The 17,159-nt window shown below is 73.0% G+C and carries 12 protein-coding genes; 3 read left to right on the forward strand and 9 right to left on the reverse strand.

Features of this window, described 5'->3' with window-relative positions; translation table 11 throughout:
* Positions 1-46: 46 nt before the first annotated feature.
* Together ACFTQE_RS17115 and ACFTQE_RS17120 are read right to left on the reverse strand one after the other, a co-directional pair.
* Positions 47-799: a GAP family protein gene (locus ACFTQE_RS17115; protein WP_376926201.1), complete on the reverse strand. Its 753-nt coding sequence runs from the start codon at positions 797-799 to the stop codon at positions 47-49.
* A gap of 75 nt (positions 800-874) precedes the next feature.
* The gene (locus ACFTQE_RS17120; RefSeq protein ID WP_074260524.1) at positions 875-1,207 is read right to left on the reverse strand and encodes a multidrug efflux SMR transporter; all 333 of its coding nucleotides are present in this window, start codon (positions 1,205-1,207) and stop codon (positions 875-877) included.
* A 52-nt stretch (positions 1,208-1,259) separates the two neighbouring features.
* Here ACFTQE_RS17120 and ACFTQE_RS17125 point away from each other — a divergent pair, with 52 nt between their 5' ends.
* Positions 1,260-3,152 carry a cation:proton antiporter gene (locus ACFTQE_RS17125; RefSeq protein WP_376926202.1) on the forward strand — a complete coding sequence of 631 codons (1,893 nt, stop codon included), beginning with the start codon at positions 1,260-1,262 and terminating at the stop codon, positions 3,150-3,152.
* Here the strand turns inward: ACFTQE_RS17125 and ACFTQE_RS17130 are convergent.
* The 7 genes from ACFTQE_RS17130 to ACFTQE_RS17160 form a co-directional block, all read right to left on the reverse strand.
* Positions 3,118-5,916, reverse strand: coding sequence for an LPXTG cell wall anchor domain-containing protein (locus ACFTQE_RS17130; protein ID WP_376926203.1), 2,799 nt, complete (start codon positions 5,914-5,916; stop codon positions 3,118-3,120). The genes ACFTQE_RS17125 and ACFTQE_RS17130 overlap by 35 nt on opposite strands.
* Positions 5,917-6,027: 111 nt before the next feature.
* On the reverse strand, positions 6,028-6,942 hold the full coding sequence (locus ACFTQE_RS17135; RefSeq protein ID WP_376926204.1) for an NAD(P)/FAD-dependent oxidoreductase: 915 nt from the start codon (positions 6,940-6,942) through the stop codon (positions 6,028-6,030).
* A gap of 57 nt (positions 6,943-6,999) precedes the next feature.
* Positions 7,000-7,563, reverse strand: coding sequence for a TetR/AcrR family transcriptional regulator (locus tag ACFTQE_RS17140; protein ID WP_376926205.1), 564 nt, complete (start codon positions 7,561-7,563; stop codon positions 7,000-7,002).
* Positions 7,564-7,607: 44 nt separating this feature from the next.
* The gene (locus tag ACFTQE_RS17145) at positions 7,608-9,692 is read right to left on the reverse strand and encodes a YhgE/Pip family protein (protein WP_376926206.1); all 2,085 of its coding nucleotides are present in this window, start codon (positions 9,690-9,692) and stop codon (positions 7,608-7,610) included.
* On the reverse strand, positions 9,692-10,426 hold the full coding sequence (locus ACFTQE_RS17150; protein ID WP_376926207.1) for an ATP-binding cassette domain-containing protein: 735 nt from the start codon (positions 10,424-10,426) through the stop codon (positions 9,692-9,694). The genes ACFTQE_RS17145 and ACFTQE_RS17150 overlap by 1 nt, the downstream gene beginning before the upstream one ends.
* A gap of 101 nt (positions 10,427-10,527) precedes the next feature.
* Positions 10,528-14,286 (reverse strand): SCO7613 C-terminal domain-containing membrane protein, encoded by a 3,759-nt coding sequence (locus ACFTQE_RS17155; protein WP_376926208.1) that lies wholly within the window; start codon positions 14,284-14,286, stop codon positions 10,528-10,530.
* A 112-nt stretch (positions 14,287-14,398) separates the two neighbouring features.
* Positions 14,399-15,298 (reverse strand): SMP-30/gluconolactonase/LRE family protein, encoded by a 900-nt coding sequence (locus ACFTQE_RS17160; protein WP_376926209.1) that lies wholly within the window; start codon positions 15,296-15,298, stop codon positions 14,399-14,401.
* Positions 15,299-15,433: 135 nt separating this feature from the next.
* On the opposite strand from ACFTQE_RS17160, the gene ACFTQE_RS17165 reads away from it, so the two are divergent.
* Positions 15,434-16,327, forward strand: coding sequence for a dihydrodipicolinate synthase family protein (locus ACFTQE_RS17165; protein WP_376926210.1), 894 nt, complete (start codon positions 15,434-15,436; stop codon positions 16,325-16,327).
* Positions 16,324-17,043 (forward strand): SDR family NAD(P)-dependent oxidoreductase, encoded by a 720-nt coding sequence (locus ACFTQE_RS17170; protein ID WP_376926211.1) that lies wholly within the window; start codon positions 16,324-16,326, stop codon positions 17,041-17,043. Before ACFTQE_RS17165 ends, ACFTQE_RS17170 begins: the two co-directional genes overlap by 4 nt.
* Positions 17,044-17,159 lie beyond the last annotated feature (116 nt).

Consider the following 17,159-nt stretch of genomic DNA (forward strand, 5'->3'; position numbering starts at 1 on the left):
CGCGCGCATCGACCGACCGGTCGGTGCGCGCGTTCTCGTCTCGGCGCTACAGGAGCCGGTCGAAGAGCTGCAGTTCGACGGCCGCCGCCCGCGCGAGCAGGAACCCGATGATGCCGACGATCCATCCGGTCGCCTCGGCGGCGTTCTTCTCCATCCAGGCGCCGAGCCGCGCGAGGGGTCGCTCCATCGCTCGCGCGGCCACGATCCGGAGACCGAGCAGCACGAGGGCGGGCAGCACCATGACGACGCAGTAGCCCACGAGCACGAGGAACCGGGTGGCGGCGTCGAACTCCGACGTGGAGAGCAGCCCGATGCCGACGAGGTAGGGCAGCATCGACGCCACCTCGACCGCCGCGGCCGCCACCGCGAGCCCCATGAGGGGCAGCAGGCTGCCCGCCTCGTCGCCCACGTCGGTGACCGCGCGTTCACGCCACCGTGCGAAGCGGCCGGGGCCCGAGCGCTTGCGCTTGCCGCCGATGAAGAACGAGCCGATGAGCAGGGCCGCGCCGACGATGAGCTGCGCCCAGAGGAACCCGGGAGTCGCTGCGAGCGTCATGAGCTGCGGGAGGGCGGTGGCCGCGATCGTCAGCAGCACGACGCCGACCAGCAGGTAGAAGCCGGCGACCGTCGCGAGGTAGATGAGGATGCGAACGGGCCGCAGCCGGCCGGGCGCCAGGAGCAGCCACGTGGGGATGAGCAGGGTGCCGAAGCTCGTCGAGTCGACGAGCGCCAGCAGCGCGAGCGCGCCGAGGAGGGCGGGGCCGGTGAGGGCGGCCCCGCTCAGCAGGTCCAGGTCCATCCGTCCAGCCTCTCGGATGCCGCGCGCGGGCGGATCCCCCGCATGACGGATGTCGGCTCGCCGCGGGCGACCCGATCAGGCGTGCGCGGCCGGCGCGGCGAAGACGTTCAGCACGATCACGCCCGCGATGATCAGGCCGATGCCGAACAGCTTCGGCATCGTGAGGCTCTCGCCGAGGAACAGCACGCCGATGGTCGCGATCGCCGCCGTTCCGACGCCCGACCAGATCGCGTAGACCATGCCGATCTCGAGCTCGCGCACCGCCTGCGCGAGCATCGCGAACGAGACCCCGTAGGCGGCGAGCACGCCGACCGTCCACCACGGCTTCGTGAAGCCCTCGGTCTTGCCGATGAAGCTCGTCGCCGCGACCTCGAAGACGATCGCGAGGGTGAGGAACAGCCAGGCCATGGTGGATTCCGTTCTCGAGTGGCGGCATCCGACACTAGTGCAGAATGCTCACATGGACCTGCTCCTCGCGGGCGTGCTCGCACTGCTCGCCATCGCCGCTGCGACGGCCGTCGCGCCGAAGCTCGGCGTCGCCGCGCCGCTGCTGCTCGTGCTCGTCGGCCTCGGCGTCGGGCTCCTGCCGGCCGTGCCGTCGTTCGAGATCGATCCGGAGTGGATCCTCGCGGGAGTGCTGCCGCCGCTCCTCTACTCGGCCGCGGTCTCGATGCCGGCGATGGAGTTCCGCCGCGACTTCGGGGCGATCAGCGGGCTGTCGATCGTGCTCGTGGTCATCACCGCGGTGCTGCTCGGGCTGCTGTTCGCGTGGCTGATCCCGGGCCTCGGCATCGCGTGGGGCATCGCCCTCGGTGCCATCGTCAGCCCGACCGACGCGGTCGCGACGTCGATCGTGAAGCGCCTCGGCGTCTCGCCGCGGGTCGTCGCGATGCTCGAGGGCGAGAGCCTGCTGAACGACGCGAGCGCCCTCGTGCTGCTCCGGGCGGCGATCGCGGGCGCCGCGGCATCCGTCTCGATCTGGGGTGTGGCCGGATCGTTCGTGTACTCGATCGTCGTCGCCGCCGTCATCGGCGTCGCCGTGGGCTGGGTCAACCTGCAGGTTCGCGCGCGCATCGCCAACCCGACGGTCAACACCGTCATCTCGTTCACGATGCCGTTCCTCGCCTCCATCCCGGCCGAGCACCTCGGCGCCTCGGGCCTCGTCGCCGCCGTGGTCGCCGGGCTGGTCACCGGCCGCGGTGCTGCGCGCTACCTCAGCCCGCAGCACCGATTGTCGGACGTCCAGAACTGGCGCACGATCGAGCTCGTGCTCGAGGGTGCGGTGTTCCTCGTGATGGGACTCGAGCTGACGGCGATCGTCGCCGATGTGGAGGCCGCCCACGAGGGCGCCTGGTACGCGGTGGGGCTCGCAGCCCTCGCGCTGACGGCGACGGTGCTGATCCGCGCCGCCTTCGTCGCCCCGCTGCTGGCCGCCCTCTCACGTCAGGCGAAGCGGGCTGCCACCATCAAGGGCGTGATCGCCGACCGTGTCGCGAGCGGAACGGCGAGCTTCGGCAGCGGACCCGGAAGCGGTCGCCAGCGCGGACGCGCGGCCATCGAGACGCAGCACCTCGAGCACCGGGCGTCGCGAGGCGAAGCACGACGCGATCGGCAGCCCTCGGCGGCGACGACCGAACGGTTCCGCACGATGTGGCGACGCAGGGTCGCCGACATCGACTACCTGCTCACCCAGCCCCTCGGCTGGCGCGAGGGCACGATCGTGGTGTGGGCCGGCATGCGCGGCGTCGTGACGCTCGCCGCCGCCCAGACCCTGCCGGCGGAGACCCCGAGCCGCTCGCTGCTCGTCCTCATCGCGTTCGTCGTCGCCGTCGGCTCGCTGCTCGTGCAGGGCGGCACGCTGCCGTGGCTCGTGCACCGGCTGCTGCCCGCGCGCGACCCCGGCGAGAGCATCGCGGAGCGGCGCGAACTCGAGCGGGTGCTCCGGTCGGCGGCGATGGCCGAGATGGCGGCCGACGACGACCCTGCGGTTCGGGAGATGGCCGAGCGCATGCGCGCGGCCTGGCAGCTCTCGAACGCCGAGGGCGCGAGCGACGACGACGAGGCGGATGCCACGGACGACGCGGATGCCACGGCGGACGCGGACGCCTCAGGCCCGTCGGGTACTCCGGCCGACGCGACGGCCGGCGCCCTCTCCCCGGCCGCGGGATCCGGCCGGCGGATCGACCCCGAGCAGGTGCGCCTGCTCCGACTCCGCATGATCGAGGCGGAGCGCACCGCCCTGCTCGACGCTCGCGACGACGGCATGTTCAGCGCCGCCGCGCTCAGCGCCGCCCTCGAAGACCTCGATGCCGAGCAGATCAGCGTCGAGCTGAAGGGGTCCGAGAGCGCCTGACACTCGACTGGCGACGACGGATCAGGAGCACGAGACCGAGTCCGGCCACCACCGCGCCGACCGCGACGGCGAGCCACGCGGCCGGGTCCACCCCGGTCGCCGGGAGTCCGCCACCGCCCGCGGGCGGCACCGGCACCGGTGACGGTGTCGGGGTCGGCGTCACCGGCGGCGCGGTCTCGAAGCGATTGACGACCGTGCAGGCGACCTCGTCGCCGAGGCTGAGCACGAGGTCCGCGGCGCCGGGGCCGGTCTGCACGAGATCGGCGGGCGCGAACCCGCTGCCGGTGCACGACCACTCACCCGCGACGTACCCGTCGGTCGCAGCGCCGGCCGCCGGGGACGGCCGCTCTCCGAGCCGGTAGACGCCCTGGTCGACGACCGTGCTCGCCACCGGCGCTTCGCCCTCGACCGATCCGGGGCCGACTGCGGTCAGCACCCAGTCCGAGGCATCCGCGTCGCCGCCGTCGACGACCTTGTCGAGGGCGAGGGTCGGCGGCACTGCGCTGTTCGTCGCCGTGCAGACCACCGTCTCCCCGTACTGCACGAACGCCGAACGGCCGTCCCAGGTCGTGCCGGCGCACGACCACGTGCCCTCATAGCCGCCGGGGCCGTCCTCGCTGAAGACGTACTGGCCGGGCGGCACCGACAGGTTCGTCACCTCGGCCGTGCCCTCGACGCCGGCGAAGGCGGCGTTGCCCGGGCCGCGCGCCTTGAGCATGAACTCGGAGTCGGTCGCGGTCCCGCCGCCGGGTTCGTTCACGACGTCCTTCACGAGCGTGAGCGTCGGCAGGATCGCGGCGTTCAGCACCGTGCAGTGCGCGTCGGAGCCGGCCGGAACGGTGGCGACGCCGTCGGACGTGACGCTCGCGCCCGTGCACGCCCAGCCGAACTGCTGGTAGCCCGCGGGCCCATCGGCCTCGGCGAGCGACCACACCGAGCCGCCGGGCACCGGGGCTCGGGTGACGGCCGGGCTGCCAGAGGCTCCCGAGATCACCGCACCACCCGCTTGCGCCGTCGCGGTGAGCGTCCAGGCGGAGCCGGGTGCGCCGGGACCGATGGGGGCGGCGACCTCCTTCTCGAGCGTGAGGGTGGATCCCTGCCAGCGGTTCGTGATCGTGCAGGTGACGGCGGACTCCTCGCTCGGCAGGTCGACGACCGGTCCGGTCGAGACCTGCTCGTCGGTGAGGTCGTCGACGCACACCCAGTCGCCGGCGAGGTAGCCGGATGCCTCGGGCTCGCTGCTCGACTCCGAGAGCGTGTAGGTGCCGGTCGGCACGGCGACGAAGCTGACCGCCTCGGTGCCGGTCGCGCCGTCGAACTCGAATCCCGTCGAGCCGTCGGCCGCGAGCGTCCAGTCGGTTCCGGCGAGCGGTCCGCCGCCGGAGTTCACCACGGCCTTCACGAGCGTGAGGTGGGCGGAGGTGCGGTCGTTCTCGATCGTGCACGCGATCTCGGCTCCGGCGGCGACGACGACCTCGGTGACGAAGGCGGTCGAACCGGTGCACTGCCAGCCCTGCGTGGTGTAGCCGGCGGTCGGCCCGGACTCGGCGAGCGCGTAGGTGCCGGCGGGCACGGGGACGCGAGTGACGCCCGGCGACCCGGTGACGCCCGAGGCGGTCGCGACGGCACCGGTCGCCGACAGCGTCCAGTCCGTGGGCGGCTGGTCGCTGTCGACGACGGTCTTCACGAGCGTCAGCCATCCGCCCTCGAAGTCGTTCACGATGTCGCAGCGAACGTCGGCCTCGGCACCCACGGCGACGGTCCCGTTCGAGACGGCGACCGGGGTCCCGTTCGTCTGGTCGACGCACGACCATGCACCCGCGAGGTATCCCGCCGGTCCGGTCTCCTCGAGCAGGTAGTCGCCGGGGTCGACACCGGCGTGGGTGACGGCGAGCGAGCCGGTGGGGCCGGAGATCACGTCGTTCGCCCCGCCCTGGCCGGTCGCCGACAGGGTCCATGCCGTCGGATCGTGCAGCGGCATCCCGGCAGGGCCGGTCACCGACTTCACGAGCGTGAGCTGCGGCAGCGATGCCGAGTTCGTGATCGAGCACGTCACGAACTGGTCGAGATCGAGATCGATGCCGCCATCGGCCGCGACCGGCAGGGTGCCCGTGTTGCCGAGGTGGTCGGTCGTCGTGCACGTCCAGGTGCCCGCCGTGTAGCCGTCGGGCCCGCCGCTCTCCTGCAGCCGGTAGTGGCCGATGCGCACGCGCACGTTCGTGACCTCGGCGGAGTTGCCCGGACCCTGCACGTTCGTCGGCCCGTCCATCGCCGCGAGCGTCCAGGCCGAGGGCGGGGCGCTGCCTCCGACGACGTCCTTGTGCAGGGTGAGGGTCGGCTCGATCGCCTCGTTCTCGACCGTGCAGGTGAGCTGCTGGTTCTCGGCGAGGGTGATGGTGCGCACCGGATCGGTCGTGATGTCGCCGCCGCACTCCCACTGCACGAAGCGGTATCCGGGCGGGGTGTCGGCGCGCTCGATCTCGGAGATCTCGTAGGTGCCCGCCGGCACGGGGCGGCTCTGGATGCCGTTCAGCCCCTGATCGCGGATCACCTCGCCGGTGTCGACGTTGACGGCCTGCACGTCCCACAACGACCGGTCGCCCACGCTGGAACCGCTGTCGAGGTTCTCGATCCGCTTGAAGAGCGAGAGCCGCGCCTCGCCGGCGGCGACCGCCGGGGAGGCCGTCACCGTGACCGCCGCCCCCACGAATGCGATCGTCACGATCGCGGCGAATGCGCGGAGCCACCGTCGCCGAACCTGCATCGAACCTCCCCCGAAGTGCGCCCGGGGCGCTCGGACCCGGTTCGTCCACGCTACGTGGAATCGGCGGATTCGTCGATGACCGCGGCCGACGCCCTCGGAACGGCACCGTCCTCAGCCGAGGGCGATGTCCGCAGCGGTGAGATCGGCGTTGACGGCCCCGGCGATCAGCGATCCCGCGCCGAGCGACACCGAGACGTTCGAGCGTCGGTCGATCACGTTGCCGACCGCCCAGACGTGTTCGACGCTGGTGCGGCCGTCGGGGTCCACCACCACCCAGGAGCCGGCCGCGTCGTCGAGCGTTCGCGCCCCCAGGTCGCGCAGCAGCCGGTCGCGCGGGTGCAGCGTCGTCGCAGTGAAGATCGTCTCGACCGCCACCGAGCGGTCGTCGAGTTCGACGGCCTCGACCCGCCCATCGCTCGAACGGACCGCTCGCACCGGGCCGCGCTCGATCCGGATGCCGCGTGCCTCGAGAGTTCGCACCGCATCCGCCCCGGGCTCTCCGACGTCGTTCGGGAAGTAGACGATCCGCTCGGACCATTGCCGGAGCTGATGCGCCTGGTCGACCCCCTGGGGCCCGGCGGCGATGACGCCGATCGTGTGGTGGCGACGTTCCCACCCGTCGCAGTAGGGGCAGACGACCACGCCGCGGCCCCACTGCTCCCGCAGTCCGGCGATGTCCGGCAGCCGGTCCCTGAGCCCGGTGGCGACGATCAGCCGCCGCGCGGTCACGGCACCCGACGGGCCGTCGACCTCGATGCCGCCGCCGCGGGCGCGAGCGGACTCGACCCGCCCTTCGACGACGACGCCCCCGTACTGCTCGACCTCGACCCGGCCCCGTTCGAGCAGTCGCGTCGGCGGCAGCCCGTCGTGGCCGAGCACCCCGTGCATGTGCGCGGCGACGCCGTTCCTCGGGTCGCCCGCGTCGAACACGATCACGCGGCGGCGCGCCCGGGCGAGCGAGAGCGCCGCGCTCAGTCCGGCCGGGCCACCGCCCACCACCGCGACGTCGAACGGATCGGCTGCCATGCTGCGTACCCTACGCTCACCGGGCGACGGACGCCTCCGTTCCGCCCGGGCGCCTCCTCACCGCGTCGGGCGCACGCGGAGCGTCGCGAGGATCGCGGCGGCGACGTCGTCGCGGCTCCGTTCGGGCTCGAAGACGAGCCACTCGAGCCCCGACATGAGCACCGCCCCGAAGACGCCCGACGCCATGATGCTGCTGCGTCCGGCCGCGGCATCCGTCTCGTCGATCGCCTCGGCGAACACGGCGAGCGCTTCGTGCCGGAGTGCGAACAGGGTCTGCTGCCAGGCGCGATCGGTGCGGAAGATCTCGGAGGCCATGAGCCTCGCGAGCGCGCCGTTCTCGGCGACGATGTCGAGCAGCCGGATGACGAGCGCATCGACCGCGTCCCATCCGCGAAGTTCGCCCTTCGCGCTGCGGAGGGATTCGGCGAGTGCGCCGACCCCCTCCTGCAGCAGGGCCTCGAAGAGCTGGTCCTTCGAGCTGAAGTTGTAGTAGAGGCTGCCCTTGGCGACGCCGGCGAGTTCGGCGACCTCGTCCATGGTCGTGCCGGTGATGCCCTTGGTGGCCGCCAGCTCGAGCGCGGCGTCGAGGATGGCGCGCTTCGTGGTGTTCGCGCGTGCCATGGTGTCTCCTCGTCGTTCGCTCGGGCCGGCGGTCGGGCCGCCGGCTAGATCGCCAGCTCGGGGTGCAGGCGGCTGACGCTCCACATGCGCTGCTTGCCGGCGCTCCAGGCGCTGATGGCGAGCGAGCCCACGAGGATGCCGGCCAGCACGAGCACCGAAATCCACAGTCTAGAGTCCACGCCGCCGGTGATGAGCTCGCGCAGTCCGCTCACCACGTAGGAGGCGGGCATGTACGGGTGCAGCCACTGGAAGAAGGCCGGCGTCGTCTCGACGGGGTAGGTGCCGCCCGATGAACTGAGCTGCAGCATGAGCAGCACGAGGCTCACCACCCGGCCCGCGGCGGTGCCGAGCACGATGATGAACATCTGCTGCAGGGCGAGGAACGCGAGCGTCACGAGGTAGATGAACGCCGAGGTGCCGAGCCAGTAGGCGGGCTCGAGGCCGATGCCGTAGACCAGCACGAGCACCATGATCACGACCTGGCCGAGGCCGATCGCCATCGCGGGCAGGAAGCCGGTCATCACGGCGCGGAGGCCCGTGGCCGAGGCGGCGAGCGCCCGGGTCGGCAGCGCACGCAGGATGAGCCACGTGATGAGGCCGCCGACGAAGGTCGCGAGCGCGATGAAGAAGGGGGCGAAGCCCTCGCCGAAGCTCTTCGACTCGTTCTGCCAGCTCTGGTCGAGCTGCACGGGCGCGGCCATGACGTCGGCCTTGGCCTCGATGTCGGCAGTGGTGAGCTGCGGCGCCGCTGCTGCGCCCTCGCCGAGCTTGTCGGCGAGCGTGCCGGCGCCGTCGGCGAGCTGCGTCGCCCCCGACGCGAGTGCGGTGCCGCCGTCGGCGAGCTGGCCGGTGCCGCTCACGAGGTCGTCGGTGCCCGAGCTGAGCCGGTCTGCACCGCTCGCGATGGTCCTGGCTCCGGATGCCGCTTCGCCCGACTTGTTCGAGAGGGTCGACGCGCCATCGCTCACCTGGGCGGCGCCGGCCGCGAGCTCGGCGGCCTTCGGTGCTCCGGCGGTGAGCCCGGCGGAGAGCTGGTCGACGGCCCCGGCGTACTGGCTGCTGAGGCCCGCGTATCCCTGCACGGTCGGCAGTGCGGCCTGCGCTGCGCCGTCGACACCCGCGGCGATCGCCTGGATCTCGGCGAGGCGCGCGGTCACGTCGACCGTGGCACCCTGCTCGCCGGCGAGATCGGCCTCGAGGCTCGCGATCTTCGCCGAGAGCAGTGCGGTGCCCTGCGTGAGTTCGCCGGTCTTCGTCGCGATCCCGGTCGCGCCGTCGGCGAGGCCGTGCGCCTTCTGGGCGAGCACGGCGGAGCCGCTCGCGGCGTCGGCCACCTTGCCAGAGAGCTCGGCCGCGCCATCCGAGACACGCGTCGCCCCGGCCGAGAGCGTACCGGCGCCCGAGGCGAGCTGTTCGAGGCCGTCGGCGAGGGTGCCGGTGCCGTCGGCGAGCTGCACGGCGCCCGTGTCGAGCGCGCCGGCACCGGTCGCGAGGTCGCCGAGGCCGACGACGAGGCGGCCGGCGCCGTCGTTCGCGGTCGCGAGGCCGTCGGCGAGGGTGGTCGCGCCGTCGGCGGCCGAGCGGATGCCGGCGCCGGCGTCGTTCAGCCCGATGAGCATCGCGTCGGCGGTCTGCTGGCCGACCTGCTCGGCCACGGTGTCGCGCAGCTGGACCATGGCCTGCTGGCCGAGGGTGGAGGCGAGGAAGCTGTTCGAGTCGTTGTAGTCGACCTCGACGGTCGCGGGCTTCGGGTCGTCGGAGCCGACCGAGACGGCGCTGGCCGAGAAGTCGGCCGGGATCGTGACGGCGAAGTAGTAGTCGCCGTCGGTCACGCCGGTCGTGGCGTCCGCGGCATCCGTCACCTGCCAGTCGAGGTCGTTCCGGCTCGTGAGCTCATCGACGAGGTCGTCGCCCGCGGTGATCACCTCGCCGTCGCGGCTCGCGCCGGCGTCCTCGTTCACGAGGGCGACGGGGAGGTTCTTCAGCTCGTCGGTCGGCGCCCAGAACGCCCAGAGGTACAGGGCGCCGTAGATGAGCGGGATGAAGAGGAGCACGACGAGCGCGATCTTGGGCAGCGTGCCCTTGCCGAAGCGTCGGAGCTCCGTGCCGGAGGAGAGGAAGGCGAACATCAGGCGTGCTCCAGGATGAGGTCGATGGCGTCATCGGGGTCGGCGGGTGCCGGAACCTCGGGCGCGATGGTGGTGAGGTCGAAGGCGAGCGGGGCGATGCCGAGCTCGTTCCAGATGGCGGTGTCGGGCGCGGCGGCGGAGGCCACGACGGCGGTGCCGGCCCGGGTGATCGCGTCGAGGCGCTGCCACAGCACGCGCCGGGCCGCGGGCGACTGCACCTGCTCGATCTGGTCGAAGAAGAGCACCTCGGGCTCGCTCATCATCGCGAGTGCGATGCGGAGCAGCACGGTCTGCACCTCGTCGAGGTCCCAGATGACGGTGTCGGTCGAGGGCAGTGGCACGTCGCCGAAGACGGGGGCGAGCACGCGGCGGAGCTCGGCGTCGTCGGTTCGGCGCACGATCGCCCACCAGGGCGCGAGCCACGCGGCGCGCTCGCGAAGGGCGGCGCCGACCGTCACCGACTCCTCGAGCGTGTCGATGCCCTGGAAGCCGGCGATCGCGGTCGCGCGCTGCACGGGTCGGGCACGGCGGGGCAACTCGTAGCCGAGCACCTCCGCGGTGCCGCTCGAGGGCTTCATGCGTCCGGCGAGGGTGAGCAGCAGGCACGTGCGGCCGCTGCCGGCCGGGCCGTGCAGCACGGTGAGGCCGCGGTCGGCGACGAGGTTCACGGGGCCGTAGACGGGGCCGCGCTTGGAGTGGAGGGCGAGTTCGTGCGCCCGCACGATGATCGACACGATGCATCCTTCTCAATTTGTACTGACTAGTCAGTTTAGATCGAGAAGGCGGAATCGGCAAGCCCGGGGCCCCGGCTGCGGATCAGGCGGGTCGGCGGGTGCTACTCGAGCTCGCGCAACCGCGCCGCCACGCCGCCGCCCTGGTTGGTGCGCCGCTCGGAGCCGACGGCGATCGCGAGCAGCACGGCACCCGCCGTCGCGAGCGTGATCCACCACGGCATGGCCCCGACGGCGCGGTCGACCTGGGCGGAGAACACCACGATGTTCTCGATCGGCAGCACCGCGAGCCCGAGCACGAACGGCGCGGCGAGCTTGCGCGACGAACCGACGAGGATCGCGACGAGGGCCAGCGCGATCACGAGGATCGGCCGGTACAGCTGCGGATCCGTTCCGGTCGCGAGCACCGACGGCAGGAAGGTGAGCACGATCCCGGGCGCGAGCAACCGCCAGCTGCCGCGGAACCCGATCGGCCACGAGTTCAGCGACGGATGCGACGGCGCCACGGCCGCCGGGCGCATCGCGATGAGGCCCGCCGCCAGCACGGCGAGCCCGAGCGGCAGCGAGAACACCTCGACGCGAAGGTCGCGCTCGCTCCAACCGGTGACCCCCGTCGCCCAGGCGAGCCCGTAGGTGAACCAGAACGGCGGAAGCACCGGGCGGGTGCGGCGCGCGAGCGACACCGTGACGAGGGCCAGCGCGAGCAGCAGCACCATCAGCGCCCACAGCGTCCAGATCGCGAACCACTCGCGCCGGATCGCCGTGATCGGCCCTGCGACGAGGAACACGAGGGCCGGGGCGAGGAGCCATCTCGTCTCGCGGAGCCAGGTCTCGAGCGGAGTCACCGCCGCCGGCGGCTTCGCCGCCCCGTCGCGCAGTCGCCGCACCGAAACGATCGCGAGCAGCACGCCGACGACGCTGATGCCGAGCACCGGCAGCATGACGAGATCGGGATCGGCGATGGCGACCACGTCGCGCTCGAGTCCCCACCGCATCGCCTGGATCGGCGCTGCGGCCGCGGTGACGAGCGCCCCGGCGAGGGCGGGCGCCCGAAGCATCCGCGTGTCCGAGCCGGCAGGCAGCCGGGTCAGCACCCAGCCGGAGACGAGCAGCACGACGGATGCCGCGAGGAGCGACGCCGTACGCCACGGGAACGCCCCCGGCTCCGACCCCCAGGCGGCGAGCAGCACGAGCGACGGCACGAGCGCGCACGCGAGCCCGGTCGCCGCGAGGGCGAGCCCTCGTCGCCCGCGGGCGACGAGGATCGCACCGACGCCGATCGCAGCGATCGCGGGCGGCAGCGTGTACGGCTCGACGACCGCGATGCCGAGCATCGCCCACACGCACCAGAGCGCCCCGGTCCAGCTCGCCGCGGCGAGCCACCAGCCGTAGCGACGGCCGGCGACGATCCGCGTGGCGGCGAAGCCGAGTCCGAGCACCACGAGCACGGCCGTCGCCGTGCCGAGCCCTGCTGCGTCGCGCACGAGGGCGAGCAGCACCGCGATCACCGCGGTCACGAGCGAGGAGATCTCGATCCAGAGGCGCACGGATGCCGCGGTGCCGGCGTCGTGGCCACGGCGCTCGAGTACCATCTCGATCGCCTTCGTCGCCGGCAGCACGACGGCGACGATCGCGGCGATGACCGGCAGCACGACCGGGGCGCCGCTGACGTCGAGGAACTGCGAGCCGAGGCAGACGGCGACGACCGCGAGCGACGGCACGAGCAACGCGGCCGCCGCCGAGCGCACCAGGCGGTTCAGGCCCGGTCGACGGGTGAGCACGAGCGCGAGCGCGAGCAGGAACATGACCGCGGTCGACAGCGCCGTCCACCCGTTCGGCTCGCGAAGCACCGTGGCGACGCCGATGAGGAACGGCACGGCGGTGACGACGAGGATCGCGTACCAGGAGCGGGCGTCCACTCGGCGCACGAGCGTCGCCGCGAGCGCGCAGAGCGCGGCCGCGGTCGTCGTGAGGCAGAGCACGACGATCGTCACGACGCCCAGGCGGTCGAGCGCCGTCGCGAACACGACGAGGGCGTACGCGTAGGCCGCCCCGACGTGCACCACCCGGGCGCCGGGCGCGACCGGGCGGGCGACCACCAGGATCGCGGCGACGATGACGACGCCCACCGGCACCGTGATGCCCGGGTCGTTCCAGCTGAGGAGCGCGGCGACGACGAGGGCGGCATGGGCGAGCACGATGAAGGGAGCGCGAAGGCGGAGGCGTGCCCTGCTGAACCGCGATATCGGAACGATCACCGCCGCGGTCGCGAGCACGGCGGCCGTGATGCCGACAACCGCTCCGCCGAGGGGGGCGAATGCCGGCCATGCGACGAACGCCGCGGTGCCGAGCGCACCGATCCAGAGGGCGAGCACGAGCATGTCGATCGGGAAGCCCGTGCGGCGGGCTGCCGGCTCGGTGCGCCGCGCGAGCGCAGCGAGCCCGGCCGCGCCCGAGGCGGCGGCGAGGAGCCCGAGCACCGCGGCGAGCGCCACGTCGGGGGCCGGACCGCCGGCGTCGACCGGGACGATTGGGTCGGACCCCGGCGAACGGAACGGGGCGAGCCCGTCGCCGAGGAAGGCGAGCACGACCGAGCCGAGGGCTCGGAGCGCGATCGTCACGGCCGGCAGCACGACCGCGAGGCCGACGCTCAGTGCGCCGCCCTGCACCTCGCGGGCACGCACGACGCCGCCCGGGCGGATGGCACCGGACGCACCGATCGCCACCGCACCGGCGAGCGGCATGAGCGCCGCCTGCCAGACGGGGTCGAGCGTCGACGGGGCGAACGACGCCGCGACGAGCGCCGCCGTTCCGAGCGCCCCCGCGATGAAGCTCCAGCTCCGCGGCATCCCGTACCGGGTCGCCACGGCGGCCAGGGCGGCGAGCAGTGCGAGGATCGCGGCACGCACGAGCACCGGCCCCTGCGTGTCCGCGGCCGGCAGGAACACCAGCTGCACGAGCACCACGACGGTCGCGAGCAGTTGCATTACCGTGAGCGTCACGCGATCGGTGCGGAGTTCCGCGCCGAATCGTGGCGCCGCGACGCGAAGGAGCTGCTGCGCGCCGAGGGCGACGCCGATCACGCCCAGATGACCCCACGCCGTGCCCCAGTCGCCGGCGGCGTAGCCGAGGAACGCCGGCACGAGCGTGAGGCCCACGAGCGCGATCCACCACCAGGTGCGGATGCGCGCACGCCAGCCGATCGCGAGCATCGCGGCGGCAGCGATCGCCGTGCCGAGCGCGGCGAACGCCCACCCGCTCACCTCGGCGGGCGCGAGCTCGGTGAACGCCCAGACGTCGAGGGCGAGGAAGACCATCCCGAGCGCGCCGATCGCCTCGGCCGAGAACTGCACGCCTCGTCGGCGGAGCATCCAGGCGGTCGCGAGGAAGATCACGGTGACGACGGCGATCACGGTCGTACGCATGGCGAACCCGACATCGGGGTTCAGGAACGTGAAGACGATCGCGGCGACCGCGAAGAGGCCGGCGCCGGCGACGGCGAGCACCGATTGCACGCTCACCTGCGACGTCGAGTTCGACGGCGAGGCGGCCGCCTGCACGACCGGTGCGGCCGAGGCAGCGGGTGAGGGAGCCGTTCGGGTCTGCTGCCGACCGCCGGCGGCGAACGTCGCGGTGCGATCGGCCCACGACGCGGTCGGCAGTGCCGCGATGAGCCGCGCGCGCTCGTGCACGGCCTCGGCAGCACGCTGCGACGCCGCCCACAGCTCACGCCCCTCGGCGCCGCGCAGGTCGGCGGCGCACTCGGGGCAGATCGCGTGGTCGCCGAGCTGCGCGTCGCACCGCGGACAGTTCGTGGAGGCGAGCAGATATCGTGCGGCCTGCTCGTTCCATGCGCTCACCATTGGCGCAGTCTATTCACGCCGACGGCCGAACCGCCCCGCGATCGGCGCGGCCCTGTGCACAGCGGCACCCGCTGCGACGAGCGCCCTGCCGCGGATCGGGCGGGCCGGGGCGCTACTCGGCTCCGGCGAACGCTCGCGGCGGCGCTCCGCGCCAGGGGAAGGCGGGCGCTCCCCCGACCTCCACCTCGACGCCGAGCAGGGCGCCGTCGGCGTCGGTCGGATGCGGCAACCCGATGCTCGCCGTCGTGATCACGAGCAGCCGGTCGACGAGTGCGACGGCCGTCGGCCGCTTCGACGGCAGTTCGATCGTCTCGAGCAGCACGCCCTGCGGCGAGTAGCGGCGCACCTCGGCGGCATCCCAGACCGCCACCCAGAGCATGCCCTCGAGGTCGATCGCCAGGCCGTCGGGATTGCCGCCCTCGACCCGGCAGACGGTGCGCCGGTTGCCGAGCCGGCCGTCGGGCGCGACGTCGAAGGCCTCGATGCTGCGGTGCGGGAGGGTGTCGATGTAGTACAGCGTCTCGCCGGTGCGATCGAACGCGAGCCCGTTGGAGACGGTCACGCCGTCGAGGCGCTCGGTCGCCGCGCCGTCGGGGTCGATGCTCCAGAGCGAGCAGTGCGGTGCCCTCGGCATCGACTGGCTGCCGACCCAGAAGCGGCCGAGCGGATCGCCGCCGCCGTCGTTCATGTAGTCGTCGCCCGAGGCGAGGTCGACCGCGATCGGCGAGACGACCCCGTCGTCGCCCACGTGCACGACGCCTCGGTCGACGGCCACCGCCCACCCCGCGCCGGCCTCGGCGAGCGGCACGGGCGCGCCGATCCTCCTGCCGACGGTCACCGCGGGGCCCGGCACGACCATTCCCCCGTTGAACCGCCCGCGATGGAACGAGCTGGTCGCCATGTCGATCCATCCGAGACCGCCGTCGCGCCCGTCCCAACGGGGCGACTCGGCCTGGACGTACCGCTCGGCGGAGATGATCTCGACGGTTCGTGAGGGAGTGGAGCGCGACATCCGTGTCATCCTTCGGTGGTGGAGGTACCCGATATGTGGCAGGCTATCTCACAATATGAATGTCAGTTGCGAGACTGGCAAAGCAACGACGCTGAAGTGAGGAACTGGCCGATGGCCCCGATGCTCCATGGCTTGATGCCGATTCTTGCCACCCCGTTCGACGAATCCGGCGCGCTCGACCGCGCCAGCCTGCGACGACTGGTCGAGTTCCAGCTCGCCTCCGGCGTCGACGGTGTCGCCGTCTTCGGCATGGCGAGCGAGGGCTTCGCCCTCACCGCGGCCGAGCGCCGCACCATCCTCTCCGATGTCGTCGAGGTCGTCGCGGGCCGCGTGCCCGTCGTCGCCGGCGTCAACGGCACCTCGACGGCGACCTCGATCGAGCAGTCGCTCATCGCCCAGGAGGGCGGCGCCGACGCACTCATGGTGCTGCCGCCGTTCATGGTGAAGCCGCCTGCCGCGAGCCTCATCGACTTCTACGGCGAGGTCGCCGCGGCCACCTCGCTCTCGGTCATGGTGCAGGACGCCCCCGGCGTGACCGGCGTCGCCATGGCCCCGTCGCTCATCGCCGAGCTCGCCCGCCTCGACGGCGTCGACTCGGTGAAGATCGAGGCGCCCCCGACGGCCCCGAAGGTCGGCGCGGTCGTCGACGCGATCGGCGACGCCGACTTCGCGGTGCTCGGCGGGCAGAACGCGCAGTTCTGCCTCGAGGAGTACGCCCGCGGCGCGGTCGGCACGATGCCGGCCTGCGAGTTCGCCGACCTGCTCGCGCCTGTGCTCGAGCAGTTCATCACCGGGCGCGTCGACGAGGCGCGCGCCGGGTTCCGACGTATGCTCCCCCTCGTGCTGGTGGGTCTGCAGGGCGGCATCGCGTGGGCGGTGCACAAGGAGGTGCTCGTGGCGCGCGGCATCATCGACCACGCCACCGTGCGCTACCCGGCCGCCCGCCTCGACGCCGGCAGCCGCGCCGCCGTCGACCTCGTCATCGAGGAGCTCGACCTCCCGCCGCTGCCGACCGCGGTGCGCGTGTGACCCGTCGCGGCGTCCTGCTGATCGGCGGCGGCTCCGACATCGGGCTCGCGATCGCCAGGGCCTTCGCCGAGCAGGGCGACGCGGTCGTCGGAGTGGGGCTCGAGGCATCCGCCGACCCCGTCTTCGAGCGGTACCTCACCGCCGACTGCAGCCGAGCGGATGCCGCGGCGCACGCCGTCGCCGACGCCGAGCAGGCGCTCGGCCGCCTCGACGTCGTGGTGCTCGCCGCCGCCCGCATGCCGATCGGCGCGGCCGACGCCACGAGCGACGACGACTGGCGCGGCGCCCTCGGGGCGACGCTCGACTCGGCGTTCTTCGTGGCGCGCGCCGCGCTGCCGCGACTCGCCCCCGGTTCGTCCATCGTCGCCGTCACCTCGGTGAACGCCTCGCTCGCCGCACCGGGCCTGCCGGCCTACGCCGCGGCCAAGGCCGGCGTCGAGGGGCTCGTGCGCCAGCTCGCGCTCGAGTACGGCCCTCGGGGCGTGCGGGTCAACGCCGTGGCGCCCGGCAGCATCTCGGCCGACGAGACCGGCGAGAGCGAGGGCTACCCCCTCGGCCGCATCGGCCGCCCGGAGGAGGTCGCCGGCGTCGTGGCCTTCCTCGCCTCGGACACCGCGTCGTTCGTCACCGGCACGACGATCCCCGTCGACGGCGGCCTGTCGATCTCCTCCCCCGCCGCCTGGCTGAAGCCCGCACTGCGGGATCGCTGGCTCTGAGGCGGGGCTCCGCCCGTCGCCGGCTCCCAGCCCGATCCGTCTCCGGTTCCCAGCTGATCCGTCTCCGGCTCTCTGCCTGAACCGCCACCCGCCGGCCGGTGCACATCGCACTCTGC

This window comes from Agromyces sp. NPDC056965, from assembly GCF_042673425.1.
Classification (GTDB): Bacteria; Actinomycetota; Actinomycetes; order Actinomycetales; family Microbacteriaceae; genus Agromyces.

Bases quoted from the DNA above. Each gene is read 5' to 3' on its own strand.
- ACFTQE_RS17140 (WP_376926205.1), bottom strand. From the start codon at position 7,563: ATGGCACGCGCGAACACCACGAAGCGCGCCATCCTCGACGCCGCGCTC.
- ACFTQE_RS17155 (WP_376926208.1), bottom strand. From the start codon at position 14,286: ATGGTGAGCGCATGGAACGAGCAGGCCGCACGATATCTGCTCGCCTCC.
- ACFTQE_RS17120 (WP_074260524.1), bottom strand. From the start codon at position 1,207: ATGGCCTGGCTGTTCCTCACCCTCGCGATCGTCTTCGAGGTCGCGGCG.
- ACFTQE_RS17130 (WP_376926203.1), bottom strand. From the start codon at position 5,916: ATGCAGGTTCGGCGACGGTGGCTCCGCGCATTCGCCGCGATCGTGACG.
- ACFTQE_RS17125 (WP_376926202.1), top strand. From the start codon at position 1,260: ATGGACCTGCTCCTCGCGGGCGTGCTCGCACTGCTCGCCATCGCCGCT.
- ACFTQE_RS17115 (WP_376926201.1), bottom strand. From the start codon at position 799: ATGGACCTGGACCTGCTGAGCGGGGCCGCCCTCACCGGCCCCGCCCTC.
- ACFTQE_RS17135 (WP_376926204.1), bottom strand. From the start codon at position 6,942: ATGGCAGCCGATCCGTTCGACGTCGCGGTGGTGGGCGGTGGCCCGGCC.
- ACFTQE_RS17165 (WP_376926210.1), top strand. From the start codon at position 15,434: ATGCCGATTCTTGCCACCCCGTTCGACGAATCCGGCGCGCTCGACCGC.
- ACFTQE_RS17160 (WP_376926209.1), bottom strand. From the start codon at position 15,298: ATGTCGCGCTCCACTCCCTCACGAACCGTCGAGATCATCTCCGCCGAG.
- ACFTQE_RS17145 (WP_376926206.1), bottom strand. From the start codon at position 9,692: ATGTTCGCCTTCCTCTCCTCCGGCACGGAGCTCCGACGCTTCGGCAAG.